The organism is Acinetobacter sp. CY05 (assembly GCF_059515805.1).
This window is the reverse complement of the sequence record NZ_JCAKMW010000001.1, coordinates 166,831-189,723: the sequence shown is the minus strand read 5'-3', so window position 1 is coordinate 189,723 and position 22,893 is coordinate 166,831. Positions and strand designations below refer to the sequence as shown.

Annotated in this window: 25 protein-coding genes and 1 pseudogene; 16 read left to right on the top strand and 10 right to left on the bottom strand. The window is 43.2% G+C overall.

What is annotated here, in order from left to right; translation table 11 throughout:
• Positions 1-8: 8 nt before the first annotated feature.
• A complete protein-coding gene (ruvB, locus tag AC5YCD_RS00985; RefSeq protein WP_496128255.1) occupies positions 9-1,010 on the top strand; it encodes a Holliday junction branch migration DNA helicase RuvB in 1,002 nt (333 codons plus the stop codon).
• A 16-nt stretch (positions 1,011-1,026) separates the two neighbouring features.
• On the opposite strand, the gene AC5YCD_RS00980 is transcribed toward ruvB, so the two are convergent.
• Entirely contained in the window at positions 1,027-1,458 is a 432-nt protein-coding gene (locus AC5YCD_RS00980) for a hypothetical protein (RefSeq protein ID WP_496128254.1), read from the bottom strand.
• A 96-nt stretch (positions 1,459-1,554) separates the two neighbouring features.
• Positions 1,555-1,839, bottom strand: a complete 285-nt coding sequence (locus AC5YCD_RS00975; RefSeq protein WP_496128253.1) for a hypothetical protein — start codon at positions 1,837-1,839, stop codon at positions 1,555-1,557.
• Positions 1,840-2,007: 168 nt separating this feature from the next.
• On the opposite strand from AC5YCD_RS00975, the gene AC5YCD_RS00970 reads away from it, so the two are divergent.
• The 7 genes from AC5YCD_RS00970 (at position 2,008) to pal (ending at position 8,095) form a co-directional block, all read left to right on the top strand.
• Positions 2,008-2,913, top strand: coding sequence for a TonB family protein (locus AC5YCD_RS00970; RefSeq protein WP_496128252.1), 906 nt, complete (start codon positions 2,008-2,010; stop codon positions 2,911-2,913).
• 189 nt (positions 2,914-3,102) lie between these two features.
• Positions 3,103-3,510 (top strand): tol-pal system-associated acyl-CoA thioesterase, encoded by a 408-nt coding sequence (ybgC, locus tag AC5YCD_RS00965; protein ID WP_496128251.1) that lies wholly within the window; start codon positions 3,103-3,105, stop codon positions 3,508-3,510.
• Positions 3,511-3,534: 24 nt separating this feature from the next.
• A complete protein-coding gene (gene tolQ, locus AC5YCD_RS00960; RefSeq protein ID WP_496128250.1) occupies positions 3,535-4,233 on the top strand; it encodes a protein TolQ in 699 nt (232 codons plus the stop codon).
• The gene (gene tolR, locus AC5YCD_RS00955) at positions 4,233-4,679 is read left to right on the top strand and encodes a protein TolR (protein ID WP_496128249.1); all 447 of its coding nucleotides are present in this window, start codon (positions 4,233-4,235) and stop codon (positions 4,677-4,679) included. The genes tolQ and tolR overlap by 1 nt, the downstream gene beginning before the upstream one ends.
• Positions 4,680-4,682: 3 nt before the next feature.
• Entirely contained in the window at positions 4,683-6,041 is a 1,359-nt protein-coding gene (tolA, locus tag AC5YCD_RS00950) for a cell envelope integrity protein TolA (RefSeq protein ID WP_496128248.1), read from the top strand.
• A 170-nt stretch (positions 6,042-6,211) separates the two neighbouring features.
• Positions 6,212-7,489 carry a Tol-Pal system beta propeller repeat protein TolB gene (gene tolB / locus AC5YCD_RS00945; protein WP_496128247.1) on the top strand — a complete coding sequence of 426 codons (1,278 nt, stop codon included), beginning with the start codon at positions 6,212-6,214 and terminating at the stop codon, positions 7,487-7,489.
• 27 nt (positions 7,490-7,516) lie between these two features.
• A complete protein-coding gene (gene pal, locus AC5YCD_RS00940) occupies positions 7,517-8,095 on the top strand; it encodes a peptidoglycan-associated lipoprotein Pal (protein ID WP_496128246.1) in 579 nt (192 codons plus the stop codon).
• 33 nt (positions 8,096-8,128) lie between these two features.
• Here the strand turns inward: pal and AC5YCD_RS00935 are convergent, their stop codons facing one another.
• Positions 8,129-8,314, bottom strand: a complete 186-nt coding sequence (locus AC5YCD_RS00935) for an NF038105 family protein (protein WP_496128245.1) — start codon at positions 8,312-8,314, stop codon at positions 8,129-8,131.
• Positions 8,315-8,497: 183 nt separating this feature from the next.
• Between AC5YCD_RS00935 and AC5YCD_RS00930 the strand changes: the two genes are divergently transcribed.
• From AC5YCD_RS00930 to AC5YCD_RS00910, 5 genes are all read left to right on the top strand, one after another.
• Complete coding sequence (locus tag AC5YCD_RS00930) at positions 8,498-9,472, top strand: class 1 fructose-bisphosphatase (protein ID WP_496128244.1); 975 nt, start codon at positions 8,498-8,500, stop codon at positions 9,470-9,472.
• Between the two features lie 48 nt (positions 9,473-9,520).
• Positions 9,521-10,297 (top strand): TrmH family RNA methyltransferase, encoded by a 777-nt coding sequence (locus tag AC5YCD_RS00925; protein WP_496128243.1) that lies wholly within the window; start codon positions 9,521-9,523, stop codon positions 10,295-10,297.
• A gap of 157 nt (positions 10,298-10,454) precedes the next feature.
• Positions 10,455-11,069 (top strand): RNA polymerase sigma factor, encoded by a 615-nt coding sequence (locus tag AC5YCD_RS00920; RefSeq protein WP_496128528.1) that lies wholly within the window; start codon positions 10,455-10,457, stop codon positions 11,067-11,069.
• The gene (locus AC5YCD_RS00915; RefSeq protein WP_496128242.1) at positions 11,066-11,386 is read left to right on the top strand and encodes a hypothetical protein; all 321 of its coding nucleotides are present in this window, start codon (positions 11,066-11,068) and stop codon (positions 11,384-11,386) included. The genes AC5YCD_RS00920 and AC5YCD_RS00915 overlap by 4 nt, the downstream gene beginning before the upstream one ends.
• Positions 11,376-11,765, top strand: coding sequence for a DUF3106 domain-containing protein (locus AC5YCD_RS00910; RefSeq protein ID WP_496128241.1), 390 nt, complete (start codon positions 11,376-11,378; stop codon positions 11,763-11,765). The genes AC5YCD_RS00915 and AC5YCD_RS00910 overlap by 11 nt, the downstream gene beginning before the upstream one ends.
• Before the next feature lie 26 nt (positions 11,766-11,791).
• Here the strand turns inward: AC5YCD_RS00910 and hda are convergent, their stop codons facing one another.
• Positions 11,792-12,499 (bottom strand): DnaA regulatory inactivator Hda, encoded by a 708-nt coding sequence (gene hda, locus AC5YCD_RS00905; protein WP_122899650.1) that lies wholly within the window; start codon positions 12,497-12,499, stop codon positions 11,792-11,794.
• Positions 12,500-12,539: 40 nt separating this feature from the next.
• Positions 12,540-13,742, bottom strand: a complete 1,203-nt coding sequence (cxpE, locus tag AC5YCD_RS00900) for a chloramphenicol efflux transporter CxpE (protein ID WP_496128240.1) — start codon at positions 13,740-13,742, stop codon at positions 12,540-12,542.
• A gap of 134 nt (positions 13,743-13,876) precedes the next feature.
• Here cxpE and purM point away from each other — a divergent pair, with 134 nt between their 5' ends.
• A complete protein-coding gene (gene purM / locus AC5YCD_RS00895) occupies positions 13,877-14,947 on the top strand; it encodes a phosphoribosylformylglycinamidine cyclo-ligase (protein ID WP_496128239.1) in 1,071 nt (356 codons plus the stop codon).
• A gap of 6 nt (positions 14,948-14,953) precedes the next feature.
• Complete coding sequence (gene purN / locus AC5YCD_RS00890) at positions 14,954-15,583, top strand: phosphoribosylglycinamide formyltransferase (protein ID WP_496128238.1); 630 nt, start codon at positions 14,954-14,956, stop codon at positions 15,581-15,583.
• A gap of 32 nt (positions 15,584-15,615) precedes the next feature.
• Here the strand turns inward: purN and AC5YCD_RS00885 are convergent, their stop codons facing one another.
• Together AC5YCD_RS00885 and sppA are read right to left on the bottom strand one after the other, a co-directional pair.
• Positions 15,616-16,404: an alpha/beta fold hydrolase gene (locus AC5YCD_RS00885; RefSeq protein ID WP_496128237.1), complete on the bottom strand. Its 789-nt coding sequence runs from the start codon at positions 16,402-16,404 to the stop codon at positions 15,616-15,618.
• On the bottom strand, positions 16,401-17,423 hold the full coding sequence (gene sppA / locus AC5YCD_RS00880) for a signal peptide peptidase SppA (RefSeq protein WP_496128236.1): 1,023 nt from the start codon (positions 17,421-17,423) through the stop codon (positions 16,401-16,403). Before sppA ends, AC5YCD_RS00885 begins: the two co-directional genes overlap by 4 nt.
• Positions 17,424-17,543: 120 nt before the next feature.
• On the opposite strand from sppA, the gene AC5YCD_RS00875 reads away from it, so the two are divergent.
• A complete protein-coding gene (locus tag AC5YCD_RS00875) occupies positions 17,544-18,536 on the top strand; it encodes a lysophospholipid acyltransferase family protein (protein ID WP_496128235.1) in 993 nt (330 codons plus the stop codon).
• Here the strand turns inward: AC5YCD_RS00875 and AC5YCD_RS00870 are convergent.
• From AC5YCD_RS00870 to AC5YCD_RS00860, 3 genes and pseudogenes are all read right to left on the bottom strand, one after another.
• A pseudogene (locus AC5YCD_RS00870) lies at positions 18,469-20,877 on the bottom strand (DNA internalization-related competence protein ComEC/Rec2); the annotation flags it as partial. The gene AC5YCD_RS00875 and the pseudogene AC5YCD_RS00870 sit on opposite strands and share 68 nt — an antisense overlap.
• 83 nt (positions 20,878-20,960) lie before the next feature.
• The gene (gene lolD, locus AC5YCD_RS00865) at positions 20,961-21,641 is read right to left on the bottom strand and encodes a lipoprotein-releasing ABC transporter ATP-binding protein LolD (protein WP_496128234.1); all 681 of its coding nucleotides are present in this window, start codon (positions 21,639-21,641) and stop codon (positions 20,961-20,963) included.
• Positions 21,634-22,869, bottom strand: a complete 1,236-nt coding sequence (locus AC5YCD_RS00860; RefSeq protein ID WP_496128233.1) for a lipoprotein-releasing ABC transporter permease subunit — start codon at positions 22,867-22,869, stop codon at positions 21,634-21,636. Before AC5YCD_RS00860 ends, lolD begins: the two co-directional genes overlap by 8 nt.
• Between the last annotated feature and the right edge of the window lie 24 nt (positions 22,870-22,893).

Below are 22,893 nucleotides of genomic sequence, written 5' to 3'. Positions count from 1 at the left end.
TTGAGATTATGCAAGATCGTTTAATTAGTGGTTCTGAAAAACCCGAAGATCATTTTGATCGTGCCATTCGTCCCACTTCACTGGAAGACTATATTGGTCAACCAGTGGTACGTGAGCAAATGGAAATCTTTATTGGTGCGGCACGTGGACGTGGTGAGGCGCTTGATCACACCTTAATTTTTGGCCCACCGGGTTTGGGTAAAACCACCCTAGCTAATATTATTGCGCGGGAAATGGGCGGCAGTCTTAAGTCTACGTCTGGCCCTGTATTAGAACGCGCAGGCGATTTAGCTGCCATGCTGACCAATTTAGAAGAAGGCGATGTGTTATTTATTGATGAAATTCATCGTCTTTCCCCTGTCATTGAAGAGATTCTCTATCCTGCTATGGAAGATTATCAACTCGATATTATGATTGGTGAAGGTCCTGCCGCACGTTCGATTAAACTCGATTTACCGCCATTTACGTTGGTTGCTGCCACCACCCGTGCAGGTTTATTGACTTCTCCGCTGCGTGACCGTTTTGGCATTGTACAGCGTTTAGAGTTTTATTCGGTTGAAGACTTAACCCATATTGTCAAACGTTCTGCGAGTTTGATGGATGTACCCATGACAGACGAAGGCGCAATCGAAATTGCCCGTCGTGCCCGTGGTACACCGCGTATTGCTAACCGTTTATTACGTCGTGTCCGTGATTACGCACAGGTCAAAGGCACAGGCGAAGTCACTGAAGAAATGGCACAGCGCGCTTTAGATATGCTCAATGTAGATAAAGCCGGTTTAGATACTTTAGACCGCCGTTATTTAAGTATGTTACTTGAGCGTTTTGATGGTGGCCCTGCGGGTGTTGAAGCTTTAGCTGCGGCTATGGCAGAAGATTCAGGTACATTGGAAGATGTCATTGAGCCATATTTAATTCAGCAAGGTTATGTGATGCGAACTGCACGCGGACGTATTGCTACTAATATGGCGTATATGCAGTTTGGCATGACCCCACCTGAACCAAAATAGAAATTAAGAAAGCAGCTTAGGCTGCTTTTTTATTAGATATATTTTTGAAGTGATTAATAAATTCGTATAGCAGATAATCACGAATACATATAATCATACTTTCACTTTTCCTAATATCTTCAAACTTACCAAATTGGCATACTTTTTTAAATTCATTAAAATATTCAGCACTATATTCTTCATATTCATTAATTATATCAATAGGTTTCCGTAAATCTTTACTACTTAAGACATACTCACAACCAAAATTATTTATTAATTTTTTTGCAAAATAGTCTACAAAATTGTGAATAATATAAAGAGGCGCATCTGCTTTCTCACATGTAGTAAATAGTAAAGAAATTTGCGCCATAATTAGATTCATTTCTTGTCGATCTTTGGATAATTGCCGCCACAAAGATTTTGACAGTTCATTTTTATAAATTCTTTCACGAAATTCTAATTTCAAATAATTTTCTTCAAAATCCTGAGCTTTATTTATAAAATTATGAACAATATTAATATATTCCGCACCTAATTTTCTTAACTCTCTTTCTTTAACGATTTACTTCTCAAGGTTGATTTGATTGTTTAAAGAATCAAAAGACATCTCTGTTAATTTAAAACTTTTCTGTCCATACCAATAAGCCAACCCTGTAGCACATAATCCTAAAAACACAGCGATTCCTGTGGCATAGTCAAAAGCAGCTATCGACATATCAGTACTTTTTTCAAATGATTTTATTGCTGTGGTATCTGTAGAGACATTTAAATCAAGATAAATCTTTTCACCATTTGGTTGTTGTAAAACAATCATCTGATTTTTTGCTAGTTGTTCTGTATCTGCCATTTTCCCCTCTTAAAATAGCAACCATATCAAGCGGCTATCGTATAAGCAAAAAGCCAAAAATTAAATAAAAACTAAGCTTTAAAAATTACACTTAAGAATGAGAATTATTTACTTTAATTATCCATTAAATTTCTTTATGATCAGACACAAATTTATAAGGGAATTCTAATGAATATTAAAATTTTAGGACTAAGCTTTTTATTATTGAGTCCACTCATTGCATTACAAGCACAAACGCCAAAAACAGTTGCACAAGTGCAGCCACAATGGAAAACACCCCCAACACTCAATTACACAAACAAAGACCTAGAAAATCAAAATCGTAAAACCACCTTACATATCATGGGTAATCCTCAAGGGAAAGTCATCAATACCCGCATCATACAAAGTTCAGGCATCGCTGCACTGGATCAAAAAGTGCAAGATGCTGTTATGGCCAGTGAATTTCTCCCCTATCCGAATGTATTTGAAGTGACGCAATCCTTTGAAATGACCATCTCTCCATTACAAGACAGTAAAATTTGGTTAGTAAAACCGTATATTTCTTATCAAAACCTCGACCTACAAGGCCAAAACCGTTATCTGACCTTACAAATTACCCGCGACCCAAAAGGCTTTATTGATGCGATTACAATCTTACAAAGCACAGGCCTTCAACATTTAGATGAAAAAATCATTGCACAAGTCAAAGATGCACGCCTTAACCCTAAAACCACCCCTCAAAAATTAACCCTACCTTTGAGCTTAGGCACACGATTTAACCAACAACAAAGCCGTAAAGTGACATTAAAGGATGATCTGCCTGTTAATGAAGCTGCTAAAATTTGGCGTCATTTCCCGCATATTCAATACACGCAACATGATCTGGCTGGGCAAACTCGCCATTTAAGCTTTCGCCTCAGCTTTAATGAAGCAGGCAATCTCGCCAAAAGCACCCTCACACAAAGCAGTGGCATCCCACAATTAGACGCCAAGATCTATCAACAAATTAAAACTGCGCTGCTTTATAGTCACCACGCGCCTGTCACCTTAAATATTCCAATCGTCTTAACAGCAAAAGATCCCCAGCAATGACCCTCAAACCTCAGCCAATATCTAGTGCCTGACAGGATACTTTTTGCCAATACAGCTTTTTTATAATTGGTGACTTCAGCCATAGGCGATGAGATTGATTCTGCTAAACTTCGCATAATCCTAACACTCGCTTTAAAGTCTGATGCAGGCGCGGCAGACATATTTTAGATTTCATACTGGAACGCACTTATGAGCAATAGATTTGAATTCCCTATTCGTATTTATATTGAAGATACTGATGCTGGTGGTATTGTTTATCATGCGAACCATATTCGCTTTATGGAACGCACGCGTACCGAATGGTTACGTGCTTGCGGGATCGAACATTATTGGCATCAAAAAGATTACAACTTTGTGGTGCATAAAATTAACTTAAAATATATGCGTCCAATTTTAATGGATGACTTAATTACCGTAACTGCAACTGTTGTTTCTTGTAAATCAACCTCATTTGTATTGCAACAGAATATTTATCGTGGTGAAATCATGCTAGCTTCAGGTGAGGTCGAGTTGGCATGTATTGATGCCAATATGAAACCTCGCCGACTTCCAGAGGAAATGCGTGAACTCATACGTAACACCATGGAAGCGGATTAGAAAAATGAATTGGCACATGTAACTATGGCAACACAAATCGAATCTTCCCTACACATCTCAGATCTTATTTTACAAGCGAGTCCAGTGGTACAACTGGTGATGCTGATTTTATTATTGGCATCCATTTGCAGTTGGTATTTGATTGCTAAGTTACATTTGACCTATAAAAAAGCCAGCCGTGATGATGAACATTTTCAAAAAATGTTCTGGTCTGGCGCTGAATTATCCACCTTGTATAACAATGCCCAGCTCAATACCAAACGTACTGGTCTTGAAGATATTTTCTATCACGGTCAAGGTGAGTTTTTAAAATTACAAAAACGCCATGCCTCTGTTGCGCAAAGTATTGACAGTACAGAACGTATTTTACGGGTGGGTTTAAGTCGTGATCAGGCGCATTTAGAGCAAGGTTTAGGCATATTGGCCAGTATTGGTTCTGTAGCACCTTATATTGGTTTATTTGGTACAGTATGGGGCATTATGAATGCCTTTATTGGTTTATCGGATGTCGATCAAGTCAGTCTTGCCACTGTTGCTCCCGGTATTGCCGAAGCCTTAATTGCTACTGCCATTGGTTTATTTGCCGCGATTCCTGCGGTTTTAGCCTTTAACCATTTTACCAGCCAAGGCGATCAAATTTATAGCGACCGCGCCTTGTTTGCCGAAGAAATGGTGGCCCTGTTACAAGCACAATCTGTAGGTAAACCACAGGACGATGCCTAATGCGACACTCAGGCCGTTTTAACCGTATTAAAAAACCACTCAATAGTGATATGAATGTGGTGCCCTACATTGACGTCATGTTGGTGTTATTGGTGATCTTTATGGTCACTGCACCCATGATTACCAGTGGCATTCAAGTTGATTTACCTAAAGCCAATGCAACACCACTTGAAAATAAATCGCCGCCGGCGATTGTGACCTTAGATCAAAATGGTCAGTATTTACTTAAATACCAAAACCATAACAATGATCAAGCCTTAAGCTTGGCTGAGTTAGAGGCTGTGCTACAAGCAGCGCAAAGCGAACAACAGCAGCAAAATAGCGAGCTCACAGTGGTGATTAATGGCGAACAATCACGCCCGTATGGCGAAGTGATTCAACTGATGAACCAGCTGCAAAATTCCGGTTTAAGCAAAGTTGCCTTGCTGACCGAGCCGGTATCTTAAAAAATGAAAAACTTTCAAAAGCCCCCATTTGCGCAAAAGAAATTAGCGCTGGCTTTTACAGCAGGCGTGCATGTGCTTGCCATTATGGGTTTACTCTACGTAGGCATGAGTAAGCCACTACAGCCCCCTAAGCCTCTAGAAACTGTGCTGATCCGTCCTGAAGATTTAGTGCCTGAACCTATAGTTGAAGAAAAAACGCCTGCTCTTATAGAAGAGGCGGAAAGCGCAGATACAAACGTAGCGAATCAAATTACCCAAACCGCAGCGCCTACTGCTAATGCGCCTGTGATTCCTGTGCCCGTACCGACTCCTAGCCCCAAAGTACAGCCAGATAGTAATCAGCTCAACGCGCAAAAAGCAGCCGAACAAGCCAAACGCGCCGAACAACAAGCCGCCCAAGATGCAGCAAAAGCCCAAGCACAAAATAAAGCGGCAGAAACTGCACGCTTAAAAGCCCAAGCTGAAGCAGATGCTGCCAAACAAGCCGCGGCTCAAGCTAAAGCTGACGCTGCCAAAGCCAGTGCCGCAGACAAAGCCCGCGCTGAGGCGGCTGCGCAAAAGGCTGAAGCTGCGGCTAAAGCCAAGGCTGATGCGGCTGAAAAAGCTAAAGGGGATGCCGCTGCAAAAGCTAAAGCCGATGCAGCTGCAAAAGCTAAAGCCGAGTCTGCTGCCAAAGCCGAGGCAGCTGCTAAAGCTAAAGCCGATGCAGCAGCCAAAGCCAAAGCCGATGCAGCAGCAAAAGCTAAAGCCGAGGCTGCTCAAAAAGCCAAAGCCGATGCAGCTGCTAAAGCTAAAGTCGATGCAGCTCAAAAAGCCAAAGCCGATGCAGCTCAAAAAGCCAAAGCCGAGGCAGCTGCAAAAGCTAAAGCCGACGCAGCTGCTAAAGCCAAAGCTGATGCGGCTGAAAAAGCTAAAGCCGACGCAGCTGCAGAAGCCAAAGCCGATGCAGCAGCAAAAGCCAAAGCCGAGGCTGCGGCAAAAGAACGTGCCGAGGCTGCTGAACGTGCCAAAGCCGAAGCTGCGGCTGAAGCAAAAGCCTCTGCTGCGGCCAAAGCCAAAGAAGAAGCTGCCGCTAAAAAAGCTGAAGCGAGAAAAATTGCCTCTACTGCTAAACGTGACTTTGAGAGCAAAATTCGTCGTGCGTGGGATATTCCAAGTGGTGCAACAGGACAAAGCGCCACTGCCCGTGTCACTTTAAGTGACAGCGGTAGTGTCCTGTCTGTAGTGGTCAGTTCAAGTAATCCTGACCTCAAAGCCAGTATTGAAGCTGCTGTACGTGCAGCTGCACCGTACCCAATGCCCTCTGATCCAGAGGCACGCAGTCAGGCACGTAGCTTTACTTCAAGTTTTACCGCCCGATAAATCAAAAGCGCGATTTGAAGCCAAAATCGCGCGTTTTTTCCACTCAAATTTACAAAGTTTGAGTAATAAAGCGCTCAACTGGGGCTTTTTTATTACAGAATATCTGTCATGATAACCAACAAAATTTTCACAAAAATTCAAATCTTTTGAGTATTTAAAGGACTAAGGATATGACGCGTAAACACCTACTCGGCTTAGCATTAATGACCGCCTTAGGCGCGAGTCTTAGCAGCCAAACCTTTGCTCAACTCCATCTAGAAATTGTCAAAACTGCCGAAGAAAGCCCTAAAATTGCCATTGTCCCGTTTAGCAGTGACTCTAGTATTTATCCGATTGTCGAAAATGACTTAAATCGTTCAGGCAAATTCTCAAGCGCCTCGAAAAACTTACCGGCAACTGCTGCCAATGATCAGCCTAATGCAGGTGCTTGGAAAGCAGCAGGGATTCCTTACTTAGTTACAGGATCAAGTAAGACCAATCCAGATGGTAGTATTGCCATTCATTATCAACTCTATGATGTAGAAAAAACCACTTATCTACTAAATGAAATGCTCACTGTACCTGCTTCACGCACGCGTCAGGCAGCACATATGATTAGTGATACTATTTTCCAAGCCTTAACAGGCATTGCTGGCGATTTTAGTGGTCGTATTGCCTATGTACTGCGTAACCCAGCCACACCTGAGCAGCGTTATACCTTACAAATTGCCGACACCGATGGTGAACAGCCAAAAACGATTCTGACTTCGCGTGATCCTATTCTATCGCCAGCTTGGACACCCGATGCCAAAAGTATTGCCTATGTATCGTTTGAAACTAAACGTCCTGCGATTTACTTACAAAATCTTGCTACAGGCAGCCGTGAAAAAATCACCAGCTTCCGGGGTTTAAATGGTGCACCAAGTTTCTCACCCGATGGCAAAAGCATGTTATTTACTGCATCCATGCATGGCAACCCAGAAATCTATCAAATGGATTTAAGCACGCGTAGCTTACAGCGCATGACCAATAACAGCGCCATTGATACTGAAGCACGTTATACCCCAGATGGTAAAGGCTTTATCTTTACTTCAGATCGTGGTGGCTCTGCACAAATTTATCGTTATGACTTTGAATCGGCTGATACCAAACGTGTCACCTTCCGTGGTGCTTTTAACGCGCGCGGTACTTTAAGTGCAGATGGCAAAAAAATTGCTCTGGTCCATCGTCCAAGTGGCAGCAACTATAAAGTTGCCATTCAAGATATTAATAGCGGCGTGACCAATGTGCTCACCCCAACCAGCTTAGATGAATCACCAAGCTTCTCACCAAATGGGCAAATGGTGGTGTATGCCACACGCGAAGCGAATCGTGGTTTATTGTCAATTATGTCACTCGATAGCCGTTTCCGTGTCAACTTACCAAGTGAAGTGGGCGAAGTACGTGAACCTGCTTGGGCACCCAAATAAAGCTTAAATTAAATAAGGATGATGAAGATGAAAAAAATGCCAACGCTGCTCTTGCCAATTTTAGCAACAGCCCTACTCTTTACAGGCTGTGCCAGCCGTAAACCGGTTAATCCAGTGATTAGCGATAACGCTTTAAACAACAACACTCCAAGCGTTACAGTCGATACTCAAGGCTTAAGCGAAGATGCAGCGCTTGCTGCACAAAGCTTAACCGGTGCTTCAGCCAAAGGGGTCACTGAAGCCAATAAAGCCTTTTTAGCCAAACGTGTGGTGCATTTTGACTATGACAGCACAGAACTCTCAACTACAGATGTACAAACCCTACAGGCCCATGCTCAGTTTTTAATGGCCAATGCCAATTCACGCGTTGCTTTAACCGGCCATACCGATGAACGCGGTACACGTGAATACAACATGGCACTCGGTGAACGTCGCGCTAAAGCGGTAGAAAGCTTTTTAGTCAGCAGTGGCGTTAGTGCTACACAATTAGAAGCGGTCAGCTATGGTAAAGAAATGCCTGTCGCAACCGGTAGTAATGAAGCAGCATGGAAAGAAAACCGCCGCGTAGAAATCAATTACGAAGCAGTCCCGCCTTTGCTCAAATAAAGCCTAAAAAAAGCGCTCATTAGAGCGCTTTTTTTATGACGGCTGTTGCTCATCCTGTTTAGGTTGCAACGATTCAATTAAATCATGTTTGTTAAACTCTTTATATTCAGGTTTAGCCTCATAGTCCTGCCAAGCTTGTTTAATATTGTCGGCAGAAATCTCATCTAGACTAATTGCTTCACTTGGAGTTGGGGTTGCATCAAACTTATGTGTGGTCATTGCGATCCTCCTCGCCTTATTTCTTATCCTTTAAATCAACATAGCAGTTTTTAATGAACTTGCAAGGGTAAAATCATAGCAAAAGGTCGAGTTTAATTTTTCTTTTTGTTGGTTCTCCTCTAAAATAGCGGCCATCTTTTCTTATTATCTATGTGTGCATGAGCACTGCGGAGTTTTCCAGCGATGGCATATCTTACTCTTTCCCAATTTCTACAACAACAAAGCGGGAACTTAACACCTGAACTCGCTCAAGTGATTGAAACAATTGCAAACACGTGTAAAAGCATTGATGTATTGTTACAAAAAGGCGCGCTTGCCGGTGTATTGGGCAGCGCACAACATGAAAACGTACAAGGCGAAGAGCAAAAGAAACTCGACGTCATTTCAAATGACTATTTAATTGATGCCCTGAAAGTTCACCCACATGTCGGCGGCTTAGCCTCTGAAGAGTTAGACGAATTTACCCCTGCACAAGAGAACGGTGAGTTCTTGGTGCTATTTGATCCGCTAGATGGTTCAAGCAACATCGATATTAACATGTGCGTAGGTACCATTTTCTCAATTTTGCCGGCTAAAAATGCAGTAACGCAAGCGGCTGACTTTATGCAAGCAGGTCAGCAGCAAGTGGCTGCAGGTTATGTGCTCTATGGTCCATCAACCATGATGGCGTTAACTGTTGGTGCAGGCACGGTGTTCTTTACCTTTGACTTAGACAGCCAAGAATTCTTGTTAACCACACAAGACATTACAATTGCAGCAGACACCAAAGAATATGCCATTAATGCCTCAAACCAACGTCATTGGGAGCAACCAGTACAACGTTATATCGATGAATTACTAGCAGGTAAAACTGGTCCACGCGAAAAAGACTTTAATATGCGTTGGGTTGCATGTATGGTGGGTGATATTCACCGTATCCTGTGCCGTTCTGGTATTTTCATGTACCCATACGACTTAAAAGATCCGAAAAAAGCCGGTCGTTTACGTTTAATGTATGAAGCGAATCCAATGAGTATGCTCATGGAACAAGCTGGCGGTGCCTCAACCACAGGTCGTGTACGTATTTTAGAGATCCAACCAACTGACTTACACCAACGTGTACCTGTCATTATTGGTTCAAAAAATGAAGTTGATCTTGTGACCAGCTACCATAACTAATCTTTGAATGCCCATAAGCTCTTCAGTTTATGGGCATGAGCTTCTCCCATGTCGACTATTTTTTTAGAATCTAAAGATAATCCTAAGATTAAGCATTTACGTGCTTTAATTGAACAAAACAGCTATCGCAAAAAGCAAGGTCAAACTGTGCTTGAAGGTACACACTTGTGCCAAGCATGGTTAGAACAAAATAGGAAAATTAACTCAATTTTCACGACTGAAAAATCACTCACCCATCCAGAAATCTGCGACATTTTAGACCTTTATCAAGGTTCAGTTTTTGTCATTGCAGAAAGCTTATACCGTGACTTAAGCACCTTAGGTACCACCTTACCGTGCTTAGCCGTGATTGATCAGCCCACCTCACGCCAAAGCCTTGACTTTGCAGCAGATACATTAATTTTAGAAAACGTACAAGATCCGGGTAATGCAGGTACTTTACTACGTTCTGCAGCCGCTGCTGGCATCAAGCAAGTCATTTGTACCAAAGGTTCAGCATCTCTGTGGTCACCACGCGTATTACGTGCGGGTATGGGGGCGCATTTTAGCTTACAGACTTTTGAAAATGTGACTTTAGAAGACGTGTTATCACGTTTTGAAATTCCAGTGTATGTGACCAGTTCACACCAATCCACTAGCCTCTATGAACAAGATCTCAGCCAAGCGTGTGTTTGGATTTTAGGCAACGAAGGTCAAGGTGCATCTAGCTATGCCCTAGAACATGCCAAATCTGTGGCCATTCCACAGCCGGGCGGTCAAGAATCTTTAAACGTGGCGATTGCAGGTTCGATCTGTTTCTTTGAAATGGTGCGTCAGCGTCTGTAATTGTGTGTTTTGTTTTAACGTTGAACCATCTACTTAAAATTTAAAGTACACTAGAAAAATAATTAAAGAATTGTCAACCCAATCATTATTTCCAGCGTTATAACACTATGACAATGGAAATAATGCTGGGTATCCAATGACAGGATTTTCCATCTCTATGGATTTAGCACCCAAACAGTCTCAAAGCCAAGATGCCAGTATTCTTAAGAGTACGGCCGAGCAACGCCTTAAGCTTTTTATGCAAGAGGTGACTGGACGCGCTTTAGTCATGATGGAGAGTGCCACCCAAGGTCAACAAGGTATTGCTATGGACTTAGTCCAAGAGGCTTTTATCTCATTGCATAAATCCTATAGCGATCGCCCCAATGATGAATGGTATCCCCTGTTTTACACCATTTTAAATAACAAATTACAAGATTGGCGACGTAAAGAAGCACGGCGCGCCAATCCATTTTCTTTCTTTAAAAAAGTCAGCTTGGATGATGAAGAGATTGAACTGCATGATGTCGTTGATGAACATGCCATTAATCCAGCCGATTTTGTTGACCAACATGTCACTGCTGAAGAAATTCAAGCAGCGATTCAACAACTCCCCTTACGCCAGCAACAAGCCTTTATGCTCCGCGCATGGGAAGGGTTTGATACCCACACCACCGCACAGATTATGAACTGCTCAGAAGGCAGTGTAAAAACTCATTATCACCGTGCGATTCAAGGCCTGCGTGCCACGCTCGCACATTTAAATCCACATCTGGGAGGGTCATCAACATGAAACATGATGATTACTTAAAACAAGTCACTTCCAAACTCGATCACTTAGCTGACCGTCCCCACGACAAAGCCCAAGTGATGAATCAGGTCTTTGAACGTATTCAACATAAAAAGACATCACGTTACGGTTTATGGAAAATGTCAGGTTTTGCCTTAGCGGCTGCCATCACCGGCATCGCAATTTTACCGCACTCAAATGACATGACTGAACAACCTGTTAATCAAGCCGTTGTATCACCAAAACTTTCGCCACAGATGGTTGAAGATTTGGAAATGCTGATGGTGCTAGGTGAAGACCGAGGTCCGCATGGCAGCTAAGAAACTGGCTTTAGCCTTGTGTGCCATTGGCTTTTTACAAAGCAGTTTTGCAGGCTTTGAACGTTTTTGGCTATTTTCTAAAGATGCCAATAGCCAAGTCGACAGTTGGGAAAGCATGTCTGAAGCTGAACAAATGGCAGCGATTAAACGCTATCAAAGTTTAAAAGAATTACCACAAGAACAAAGCAGTAGCTTGCAACAGCGTATTGATTGGTTTACCCAATTGCCCGAGCAAGAAAAACAAAAGATGCGTGAAGTTTGGCAAAAAATGAGTAGCACTGAACGTCGTGAACTTGGACAACGCTTAGAAAAAGCCCGTCCTGAAGAGCGTAGTGCCATTCGTGATGAATATATTGTCAAATACACGCAAGCGGAATAAAAAAAAGCCTCATCAGAGGCTTTTTTTTATTCTTGATATTCATCAATTAAAGCAAAAATCTGTCTTAAAGTCGCACCGCTAAGCTTAGTTTTTTCACCTTTTAACAATTGAATCAATTGCTCTAAGCTTTGCAATAAAATGGAGGCTTGGTGTGGGCCATGGTTAAGCAAGTAATCAATAATTTGCTGATCAATATGAATACCACGGCGATCAAGCACAGAATTAACCAAGGCATAGCGATCGGCATATAAACTGCCATTGGGGACACGTACACTCACCGCTTGGGTTAAGCGTGACTGTAAATCAGGTAATTCAAGTTTCAGTTCAATTGGTGCCATACGCGATGAAAACACCAATTGGCCACCTTCTTGATTATTATAATTAATCAGATGAAATACTGCCTTTTGCCAATGTGGCACGCCACTGATTGCCTCAATATCATCTAAGGCGACTAAGTCATAACGCTCAAGTGAGGTAATGGCTTCTGTTGGCGCATCGAGCAACTCAAGTAAAGATACTTGAATGGCAGATTTACCCACATCAAGATAAGAGTCGCAAATCGCAGAAAGCAGATGACTTTTTCCAGTCCCTGCCCCACCATAGACATAAAAACGACTGACTAAACCAGCATGAAGCTGACGGACTGCATCAATCACGTGTCCCCATCCTGGACCCGAAAAATCGCTAATTCGAGCGTCGAGTTGAGGTTCAATGTCTAATTGCAGTTGGCGCATATATGTCGTATAGCCTTTTCACTTACATGTTATTGTCAGGTCAATCCATCTTACTCGATTTTTCATTGAGTTGCTGCGTTTTTAAGTCAGGATTTTTCATTTCTACATGTACATCGACTTGCTCTGTGACGATGTTTACTGCGCCATCTTCGGTCGCATTAACCGTGAGTTGCGGCTGAGCTTGATAAAGTTGACTGGTTTCGTAAAATTCCCGCACATGACGCAGTAATACTACAATTACAGCAGCCACAGGTAAGGCAATCAGCATGCCTAAGAACCCAGCCAATTGTGCACCTGCCAACACGGCAAAGACCACGGCAACTGGCGATAGACCAATTTTATCACCCAATAAAAATGGCTGTAAAATATAACCCTCAATGGCTTGCCCGACCATAAACACTACTAGTACCAGTGCCAACTGCATCCAATCTAAACCAAATTGGAAAAGACTGGCAATCACCGCAGCAATAATACCGACAGCAAAGCCTAAATAAGGAATGATGCTGGCAAGGCCTGCGATCATGCCAATGATTAAGCCTACTTCCAAACCAATCAATTGTAGACCGACGGCATAGACCACACCCAACAATACCATGACCAAAAGCTGACCTTTTACAAAGGCACCTAAAACGCTGTGACACTCGCCCACTACATGCAAGGTATTGGCTTCATAACGACGTGGAATTAAGCGACGTAAACCATCGAGCATACGATCCCAGTCCAGTAGGAAATAAAAGGCAATAATCGGAATTAACACCACCGTACCGCCAATCTGAATAAAGTTTAAACCCGACTGTGCTAACTTTAGCGCCATGGCTTGTACACTGTCAGCACTATAGTTGGTTTGCACATAATCCATAATCACGGTAGAGAACTGTTGGGTATCAATTTCCATTTCATCGACATTAAAAGTCTCAGATACCCAAGGCAAGAAAGTATAATTAACCCAATGAATCCCTGCAGGAATACTGTCTCTTGCATACTTTAACTGCTCCCAAATCAGCGGCACTAAGTACCAAACTGCTAAGGTCATTACAATGGCAATACCCACAAAGACACAGGTAATCGATAGCCATCTTGGTAGACCATAATCATGCAGCTTATCGACCAAGGGGCTAAATAAATAGGCGATTAAAAACGCACCGACAAAGGGAATAACCACTGGTTTTAATAAGTAGAGAATCCAGACAATTAGAGCGATGCCCGCCAATATAAAAATACGACGCAAGGTTTTGTCACCCATAATTTCGCCTTTTTCCTTGTTATTGGTTATGAAACTTAAAATATTTCAATAAAGATAGCATTTTGCCTCATAAATAACATAAGAGTTTCGTATATTCAGGTTATAATCGCCGCGCGAATGCGGAGACTTCAATTATGAGCAACTCAACTTCTACCCCAAACACCGGTTTAAGCTACAAAGACGCGGGTGTCGACATTGAAGCGGGCGACGCGTTAGTCGATCGTATCAAATCAGTCGCAAAACGCACATCACGTCCAGAAGTGATGGGAGGCCTTGGTGGCTTCGGCGCTCTTTGTAAAATTCCTAAAGGTTATGAAGAACCTGTTCTCGTATCAGGCACAGATGGTGTTGGTACAAAATTACGTTTAGCACTTAATTTAAACCGTCATGACACCATTGGTCAGGACTTGGTGGCAATGTGTGTAAACGACCTTCTTGTCTGCGGTGCTGAACCGTTATTCTTCCTTGATTACTATGCAACAGGTCACTTAAATGTGGACGTAGCAGCTAATGTCGTAACAGGCATTGGTGCAGGTTGTGAACTTGCAGGCTGTGCGTTGGTGGGCGGTGAAACTGCTGAAATGCCAGGCATGTATGAAGGCGAAGACTATGACCTTGCAGGCTTCTGCGTAGGTGTGGTTGAACACAGCAAAATCATTGATGGCTCTAAAGTAAAAGCGGGCGACGTGTTAATTGGTGTGGCATCAAGTGGTGCACACTCAAACGGTTACTCTTTACTTCGTAAAATCTTAGACGTAAAAAATGTTGATTTAACTCAACTCGTTGACGGTCGCCCACTTGCAGATGCTGCAATGGAACCGACTCGTATTTACGTAAAACCAATTCTTGAATTACTTAAATCTGTTGATGTACATGCCATGGCACACATCACAGGTGGTGGTTTACCTGGTAACTTACCACGCGTATTACCAAACGGTGCACAAGCGATTGTCAATGAAGGTTCATGGGAGTGGCCTGAATTGTTTAAATTGCTACAACGTGAAGGCGGCGTAGAACAGTTTGAAATGTACCGTACATTTAACTGTGGTGTTGGTATGGTGCTTGTGGTTGATGCAGCCGATGCAGACAAAACTGTTGAACTTCTTACCAGTCTTGGCGAAAAAGCGTGGGCAATGGGTTCAATCGTCGATAATGCTGAATCAGTTGCTGGTGCAGATGAAAAAATCCGCGTTGTATTCGCTTAAGTTGTAATGATTAAGATTGCAGTTTTAGTTTCAGGTAGCGGTTCTAACCTCCAAGCCTTGATTGATGCCAATCTATCGGGGCAAATTGTTGGGGTTATTTCCAATAAACCTGAAGCCTATGCCTTACAGCGTGCCCAAAGAGCTGGTATTGCCACGGCAGTCATTGAACATAAATACTATCCAAGTCGTGAGAGTTTTGATGCTGTGATGCATCAACAACTCCTCGATTGGGATGTAGATTTAGTGATTTTGGCTGGGTTTATGCGTATTCTAAGCGCAGACTTTGTGCAAAACTGGCAGGGTAAGATGATTAACATTCATCCTTCGCTGTTGCCACATTACAAAGGTATGCATACCCATCAACGTGTGCTTCGTACTGGCGATGCCTATCATGGCTGTACGGTACACTATGTGACTGCGGAGCTTGATGCAGGTCAAGCCTTAGCACAAGGTGTATTACGTGTTGGTACACATGATAACGAAAGCAGCCTCGCTGAACGTGTGCATAGACTTGAACACTTGATCTATCCGCAAGTAGCGGAGTGGATTTGTAATGGCACTTTAGTGCATACAGCACAAGGTCTATTGTACCGGGGTCAGCCTTTGACTGAACCGCTACAATTTACCAAGCTTTAAAGCATAAAAAACGCAGCCTCGGCTGCGTTTTTTTAAATCAATTTCTTTAAATATTGCACCAGCTCAACTGGATGTTCTAGTGGGAACATGTGGCCCCCTTTAAACACGCTATAAGGAATACCGAGTTTTTGCTGAATCCGCTTAGGAAAGCCTTTTTCATTAAAAATACTGTTTTCCCCCACCACCAAATGCATCGGCACACTTGGTTCAGGTATGGGCTGCCAATATTTTGAAGGATTAGTTCTAAAAATATTCACTTCATCCATTTTAGCAATGGTTAAGGTCACACCACCACGTATGGGATCATCTGTTAATGCATGCTGAATATAAGCATTGAAGCAATCATCATCAAAGTCTTTATAAAAACCTTTAGGACGTAAACTGAGCGCTGCTTGCTCACGACTGTCCCAATGATCACGGCGCTTTTTAGACAAGCCGGCAGGACTCAGTTGATCCAGCTTCTTCGGCTGTAAACGTTTCATCAACGCTAAGGCCAATGCAGTTTTACCGACCAATAAAGGTGGATCAAGCAAAATCACTTGATTAAATAATTCAGGTCGCGCATAGGCCGCTTGCATCGTCAACACCGAACCCAATGAATGGCCAATCCCAATTACAGGCCGCCCTGCCGCTTGACGTACAATGCTATCAACCACTTGTTGAGTTAAGCTTTTCCACCCCTCATCAATGGGATAGCGTTTATCTGTGCCTAAAGGCTCGGTATATACCACATCGTACTCATCTGAGAGTAAATCAAAGAGCTTTTGATACACCTGACTCGGTACACCATTGGCATGCGCGAAATGAATTAAAGGTTTCATCTTAGTTTTGGGTCTTGTTCTGTTTGCAATTGTTGTTGCACAGATGATGCAATACCTTGACCAATTTCGCTACCCATACGACCTAAAATCGAATCTAAAGGATTATGTTCAATGGTGTAATTGACGGTTTTATCCAACTTAAGTTCACGTTTGAGGGTGTTGATGCTGCCAATACGATCCGCAACACCTAGTTTAACGGCTTGATCACCCGTCCAGAATAGCCCTGAGAAAATTGCCGGGTCATTGGATTTGAGTTTATCACCACGTCCATCTTTCACCGCTTGAATAAAGTGACTATGCACGTTATTTAACACATCTTGCACATGCGTTTGCTGCGCAGGATCAATCGGTTGGGTCATCGACAATAGAGCTTTGTTGTCACCTGCGGTCATGGTGCGATCTTGTACGCCTAATTTTTGCATTAAGCCATTAATGCCATAATTGGGCATAATCACCCCAATTGAACCGACTAGGCTTGATGGATTGACAATAATTTGATCAGCTGCAGAGGCAATATAATAAGCACCTGAAGCACCCGTATCGCCAATCACGGCATAGAGTTTTTTCTCGGTATGCTGCTGTTTTAAATAGCGAATCTCTTGCCAAATTTCATCGGATTGAACTGGTGAACCACCCGGTGAGTTAATGTTTAATACCACCGCTTTGGCTTGGCTATTGCTAAAGGCTTTATTTAAGGCTTTGATGGTATTTTCACTGTTGACACTTTGTTTATCTGCACCAATGGTACCAATCACATCCACCACCGCCAAATGCGCCGAACTAGTCCCTGCAACCGCATCACTTTTACCGGCGCTAGAGCACCCTCTGCCCATCGCTAAAACAATAAACAATAAATAGGCAAAGGTCAGACATTTAAAGAAAATACCCCAACGGCGTGCACGGCGCTGTTCTTCTACCGATGCCAAAACCGCTTTTTCAAGTAATTTCCATTCTGGTCCTGTGGGTGGTGTAGGCTGTACCTTTATTTCATCTTGTGGTTTTGGTGGCCAATCGGACATAAAAATGACCCAATGTAATTAAAATTGCCCTCATTATATACAATGATTGTGCTTGCACTGTCTAAAGTCGTTACTTTTCGCCTATAATAATTTTCTTTTCTGGCGAAATCTTATCCCTCCATGACTGAGCCCATTCAACAGACCTCGACCTATCGTTTGCTCAACTTTGTTAGCCGCCAACCGATACAGTTATCACGTTTTGTTGCCAAAATGTTAGCTGGTTTGGTGAATAATTTTAAGATTTCTAAAACATCTAATACCATTCGTCTTAACTTACAAATTGCCTTTCCAGAGATGACAGCGCAAGAGCGTGAGCGGATTTGTCGTGCAGCAGTTAAAAATGAACTGTGCTCCTATTTTGAGTTTTTTAGTATTTGGGGTTCGAGCAACCAAAAAAATATTAGCCGTATCCATCATATTCACGGTCGTGAAATTTTGGAAGCCGCTTTAGCCGAACAAAAAGGCGTGGTTTTGGTGGTTCCACATTTTGGTACATGGGAAGTCATGAATGCGTGGGTAGCCCAGCACACCACCATGACCATTATGTATAAGCCAGTTAAAAATCCAGCAGCTGATCAATTTGTACGTCAGGCACGTAGCCGTGAGCAAGCCAATCTGGTGCCTACCGATGAGTCTGGGGTACGGCAAATTTTTAAAGCCTTAAAACAAGGCGGTACTACGGTAATTTTACCAGATCATACCCCCAATATTGGCGGAGATATGGTGCCGTATTTTGGTGTACCTTTAGCGTCCAGTAACTTAAGTGCCAAACTGATTCAAAAAACCAAAGCCAAAGCCATTTTACTCTACGCTCTACGTAACGATCGCGACGGTTTTGATATGTATATGGAAGCCATTGATGACGCTATCTATCAAGGCAGCGCCAACCAAGGTACAGAAATTATTCATCATGCGCTTGAAGATCTGATTCGTCGTTATCCAGAGCATTATCACTGGAGCTATAAACGCTTTAAGGCCAATCCTGCTTTGAGCGGTTTATATAATGCGCCAACGGCTGAGGCCCTCGCCCGAGTTGAGGCATTACGCGTTGCAGCCACAGCCGCTCGCGACGCTGAGCTTGCAGCAACAGCTGATCTTGATCATTCATCATAAAAGTTAAACTGCCCTGCTCAATGGTACTTAGCATTGGTATGTTTAAGGCGTGTAGACGTGCTTGTACCTCTTCAGTGGGATGACCATAACGATTGGCAAATCCCGCTGAGACAACGGCCACTTGAGGGCGATAATGCTGTAAAAAAGCATAGGCAGAACTGTGTTTACTGCCATGATGGCCTAAGACCAACACATCCACCTTTAAATGTGGATAATGCAGTAACAGTTGATGTTCAGTTGGCCAACCCGCATCGCCCATCAATAAAAAATGTGTCGTTTGGCTTTGGCCTTGATACGTCACATACAACACACAAGAGGTCTCATTTTTGGCCTGATTGGCCGTGGCTAAAGCGCTTTTCGGTGGTGAAAGCACTTCAAAACTCAGCCGCTGCCAATGCCACTTTTGCCCACGTTGGCAATACTCAAACGGAAGCGAATGCTGACCTAAAGATTCATTGCTCATGAGGTTGGCAATCTTGATTTTTGCTGCTACCGCCGGATAAGCACCACTATGATCTTGATCTAAATGGCTTAAGATCACTTGATCGAGCTGTTGAATGCCACTACGCAACAAAAACGGTAAAATTACATTTTCGCCTAAGCTAAAACGGCGTTCATCTGGACTACCCCCCACATCTACCATCAGTGCTTGTCCTTGATCACGAATCAAAACCGCCTGCCCTTGCCCCACATCTAAGACATGTAGTTCAAATGGCTGACGGCTATGGTCATAAAAAAATATTGGCATTAAACAGACGAGTGCCCAAAATTTAGGGATTAAACCACGCGGTAAAAACAAGATCACTAGGGCTAAAATCAGCGCGATGAGTTGCCAAAAATTCATGGCCCATGGCAGCAACTGCGGTTGAAACCAAGCATCTAAAAGCTGTAAAACCGCCAACAAAACGCTCAGTATCGCATCATTTATATGCCATAACATTGCGCCTAGCGGCTCAGACAGCAGCCACGCTACACCTGCTACAATATCTAGTGGCACTACCACTAAACCCAAATAAGGAATGGCAATTAAGTTACTGATTGGGCTGATCCATGCCACTTGCTTAAAAAAAATCAGCATTAAAGGCAGCAAGGCAATAAAAATTTTCCACTGCGATTCCACCAACAAGCCTATAGCCTGCTTTACACGCTGTATTGTGCTAAAAGCCGTTTGATCTTGGCGCTGTATCGTTTGGTAAATTCTAAGCAAAATAAAACATGCGCCATACGACAACCAAAAGGCTGCGGATAACACACTAAAAGGATCAAATAACAACAGTAAGGCCGCGCTATAAGCCAATAATTTTAAAGGCTGTAAGGCTTGACCAAACAGTAACAGCACACAGCTTAAACTTACGATCAGTAGTGTGCGTAATGCTGGAATTTCAAAGCCCACAAAAGCACAGTACAAGGCCACAGCAATGACAAACGGCGCAATCAGGACATAGGTTTTGGGCAATTTCAAATAGAGCTTAGGCTGATAGCGACCAATGAGTTGTTGTAAACCCCAACACAACATAGCCGCAAAAATCAGTACATGTGGCCCAGAAATCGCCAATAAATGACTGATACCCAAACGGCGAAAATCGTCTTCCGTCTCAGGAGTTAATAAACTGCGATCCCCAGTTAACAAGCCGAGTAATAGCCCTTTATGCTTCATGGGTTGCTGGATCATAAACTCACGTACAGCCAGACGCTTTTTTTCAATACTCAGCTGTAGTTTTTGACCTAAACCAAGGGGATAACGTTGTTGTAATTGCTGCACTTCACTGGCAGATAAAGGCCGAAGCTGCTCAATACGCAGCGTCGCCATAATGTTTTGTTGTACATACCATTTTTCTTGATCAAAAGCCCCACGCGTGGCATAGCCATGTGCAGGTCGCACTTGCCCCTGAATCTGATAATACTGCCCCAGTTGCAAAACGGGGGTTTTGGCTTGCCCCGTTTTTTCATTAATCGCCGTATAACTAAGCCAAGTGACGGGCTCAGGCTTAAAGCCTAACACTTGTACCGCTTGCACAATGCTGCGTTCACTGCGTTGATTAAGTCGCTCGACATAAACCACCACATCTACCGCTGCAATTTGCGTTTCGCGTAAGGCCAATCTTTGTTCTAATCCCGACTGGGCATAGCTATACCCGAGCACACATGCCACGAACATGCCAAGCATGGCATTGCCAACACCTAACCACACCTGTTGCAATTGATGCTGTAGATACAATTGCAGGAGTAACAGCAGCAAAAACAGCAGCGCCAGCGCAAAACCAATCTGAGGCAGACCTGCAATCTGCTGCCCCATCAATGCAATGCCCGTTAACCATGCCAAAGCTAAACCAATGTACATGCTCCAACCATCCCGTGTCAGCGCTTACAGACATGATAAAGCCCACCGAAGTGGGCTTCAATCAAAACGCGATAACAGGTATTTTAGTCGACCCAGACCCCATCTTGCATATGCAAAATTGAATCGGCTGCTTTGGCTAGTTCTTCATCATGAGTCACAATCAGCATCGCCATATTAAACTCACGGCGTAAATCCGTCAGCAACTCAAAAATTTTCACTGCGGTTTTACGGTCTAAATTACCCGTAGGCTCATCAGCTAGCATTAAAGCCGGCCTAGCCACGAGTGCCCGCGCCATGGCGACACGCTGACGTTCACCCCCAGAGAGCTCACCTGGTTGATGAGTTAAACGATGCGATAAGCCCACCCGTTCTAGTAAATATTCTGCTTGTGTTTTCACCTTTTTAAAGCTAGCCCCTTGGCGCAGCATTAATGGCATAGCGACATTTTCAAGCGCAGTAAATTCAGGCAATAGATGATGGAATTGATACACAAAACCTAAATGTTCATTTCTTAAAAAACCACGCTCAGCTTCGCCTAAAGTGTCAAAACGCTGGCCTTGTAAATACACTTCACCACTGGTCGGGCAATCGAGCCCACCCAAGACATGCAACAAGGTACTTTTACCCGAACCACTTGAACCCACGATCGAGACAAATTCACCCGCCTTGACCCCAAGGGATAAGTCTTTAATCACTTCAACATGGTTTTTACCATCATTAAAGGTTTTGTTGATGTGACGCGCTTCTAAAACAAAATTACTCATAGCGTAGCGCCTCCGCAGGTTGAATTTTGGCTGCGCGGAGCGCTGGATAAATTGTGGCTAAGAAGCTTAATACCAGCGATAAACTCACAATGATTAGCACATCTTGCCAACGCAAATGCGATGGTAAATAGTTAATAAAGTAAGCATCAAATAAATTTAAGCCTAAAGTGTTGTTGAGCCAGCCAATCACCGAGCTGATGCTTGAGGCAAAAGCAACACCTAAGATTGCTCCTGCAACTGTACCAATCACACCAATAATCGTGCCTTGCACCATAAAGATTTTGGTAATCGTGGCAGGTGAAGCACCCAAAGTACGTAAAATCGCAATATCGGCTTTTTTATCCGTCACCACCATCACTAGGCTTGAAACAATATTAAACGCAGCAACTAGGACAATTAAGAACAGCAATAAACTGACCATCGCCTTTTCCATCTGAATGGCGCTAAATAAGTTACCGTGGGTATAGGTCCAATCTGAGGCATAGAAACCACCTGGTAAATCACGCACAATTTCATTGGCGACGGTAGGTGCGGCAAAGATATCATCGAGCTTCATACGTACGCCTTGTGCACCATCGGGTAGACGTAACAAGGTCGAGGCATCATTTAAGGCAATATACCCCATCATCGAATCCACTTCAGCACCAATACTAAAGATCCCGACAATTTTAAAGCGTTTAAAACGCGGTACCACACCCGCTGGTGAAGGCGTCGCTTCTGGCAGCACCAAGGTAATATTATCACCAATGCCTAAACCTAAGGCATCGGTCATTTGTTTACCCAAAACAATACCAAACTCACCTTTTTTTAAGTCATCTAAATTACCCGCCACCATATGGTCTTGAATAATAGAAACCTTGCGCTCATATTGTGGCTCGATCCCTGTGACCATAATACCAGAGACTTGACCGTGCGCAGTGAGCATGCCTTGCAATTGGGTAAAAGGTGCTGCCCCAACAACATGTTTATTTTGCTCTACTTTTTTGGCAAGTTCTGGCCAATCTGTTAAAATTTGTGTAGACGAAACTGTGGCTTGTGGCACCATTCCTAGGACACGATTTTTAAGTTCACGGTCAAAACCATTCATGACCGACAGCACTGTAATCAATACCGCGACCCCAAGGGTCAACCCGATCATTGAAACCAGTGCAATAAAAGAAATAAAGTGGTTACTCCGCCGTGCGCGAGTATATCTCAACCCTATATACAGCGAGATTGGTTTAAACATACCATCTAGTCCGAGGTAATAATC

What these genes read in the sequence shown, in the direction of transcription:
- ruvB (WP_496128255.1), top strand. Translation starts at nt 9, where the DNA reads ATGCAAGATCGTTTAATTAGTGGTTCTGAAAAACCCGAAGATCATTTT.
- AC5YCD_RS00975 (WP_496128253.1), bottom strand. Translation starts at nt 1,839, where the DNA reads ATGGCAGATACAGAACAACTAGCAAAAAATCAGATGATTGTTTTACAA.
- AC5YCD_RS00970 (WP_496128252.1), top strand. Translation starts at nt 2,008, where the DNA reads ATGAATATTAAAATTTTAGGACTAAGCTTTTTATTATTGAGTCCACTC.
- ybgC (WP_496128251.1), top strand. Translation starts at nt 3,103, where the DNA reads ATGAGCAATAGATTTGAATTCCCTATTCGTATTTATATTGAAGATACT.
- tolQ (WP_496128250.1), top strand. Translation starts at nt 3,535, where the DNA reads ATGGCAACACAAATCGAATCTTCCCTACACATCTCAGATCTTATTTTA.
- tolR (WP_496128249.1), top strand. Translation starts at nt 4,233, where the DNA reads ATGCGACACTCAGGCCGTTTTAACCGTATTAAAAAACCACTCAATAGT.
- tolA (WP_496128248.1), top strand. Translation starts at nt 4,683, where the DNA reads ATGAAAAACTTTCAAAAGCCCCCATTTGCGCAAAAGAAATTAGCGCTG.
- tolB (WP_496128247.1), top strand. Translation starts at nt 6,212, where the DNA reads ATGACGCGTAAACACCTACTCGGCTTAGCATTAATGACCGCCTTAGGC.
- pal (WP_496128246.1), top strand. Translation starts at nt 7,517, where the DNA reads ATGAAAAAAATGCCAACGCTGCTCTTGCCAATTTTAGCAACAGCCCTA.
- AC5YCD_RS00935 (WP_496128245.1), bottom strand. Translation starts at nt 8,314, where the DNA reads ATGACCACACATAAGTTTGATGCAACCCCAACTCCAAGTGAAGCAATT.
- AC5YCD_RS00930 (WP_496128244.1), top strand. Translation starts at nt 8,498, where the DNA reads ATGGCATATCTTACTCTTTCCCAATTTCTACAACAACAAAGCGGGAAC.
- AC5YCD_RS00925 (WP_496128243.1), top strand. Translation starts at nt 9,521, where the DNA reads ATGTCGACTATTTTTTTAGAATCTAAAGATAATCCTAAGATTAAGCAT.
- AC5YCD_RS00920 (WP_496128528.1), top strand. Translation starts at nt 10,455, where the DNA reads ATGGATTTAGCACCCAAACAGTCTCAAAGCCAAGATGCCAGTATTCTT.
- AC5YCD_RS00915 (WP_496128242.1), top strand. Translation starts at nt 11,066, where the DNA reads ATGAAACATGATGATTACTTAAAACAAGTCACTTCCAAACTCGATCAC.
- AC5YCD_RS00910 (WP_496128241.1), top strand. Translation starts at nt 11,376, where the DNA reads ATGGCAGCTAAGAAACTGGCTTTAGCCTTGTGTGCCATTGGCTTTTTA.
- hda (WP_122899650.1), bottom strand. Translation starts at nt 12,499, where the DNA reads ATGCGCCAACTGCAATTAGACATTGAACCTCAACTCGACGCTCGAATT.
- cxpE (WP_496128240.1), bottom strand. Translation starts at nt 13,742, where the DNA reads ATGGGTGACAAAACCTTGCGTCGTATTTTTATATTGGCGGGCATCGCT.
- purM (WP_496128239.1), top strand. Translation starts at nt 13,877, where the DNA reads ATGAGCAACTCAACTTCTACCCCAAACACCGGTTTAAGCTACAAAGAC.
- purN (WP_496128238.1), top strand. Translation starts at nt 14,954, where the DNA reads ATGATTAAGATTGCAGTTTTAGTTTCAGGTAGCGGTTCTAACCTCCAA.
- AC5YCD_RS00885 (WP_496128237.1), bottom strand. Translation starts at nt 16,404, where the DNA reads ATGAAACCTTTAATTCATTTCGCGCATGCCAATGGTGTACCGAGTCAG.
- sppA (WP_496128236.1), bottom strand. Translation starts at nt 17,423, where the DNA reads ATGTCCGATTGGCCACCAAAACCACAAGATGAAATAAAGGTACAGCCT.
- AC5YCD_RS00875 (WP_496128235.1), top strand. Translation starts at nt 17,544, where the DNA reads ATGACTGAGCCCATTCAACAGACCTCGACCTATCGTTTGCTCAACTTT.
- lolD (WP_496128234.1), bottom strand. Translation starts at nt 21,641, where the DNA reads ATGAGTAATTTTGTTTTAGAAGCGCGTCACATCAACAAAACCTTTAAT.
- AC5YCD_RS00860 (WP_496128233.1), bottom strand. Translation starts at nt 22,869, where the DNA reads ATGTTTAAACCAATCTCGCTGTATATAGGGTTGAGATATACTCGCGCA.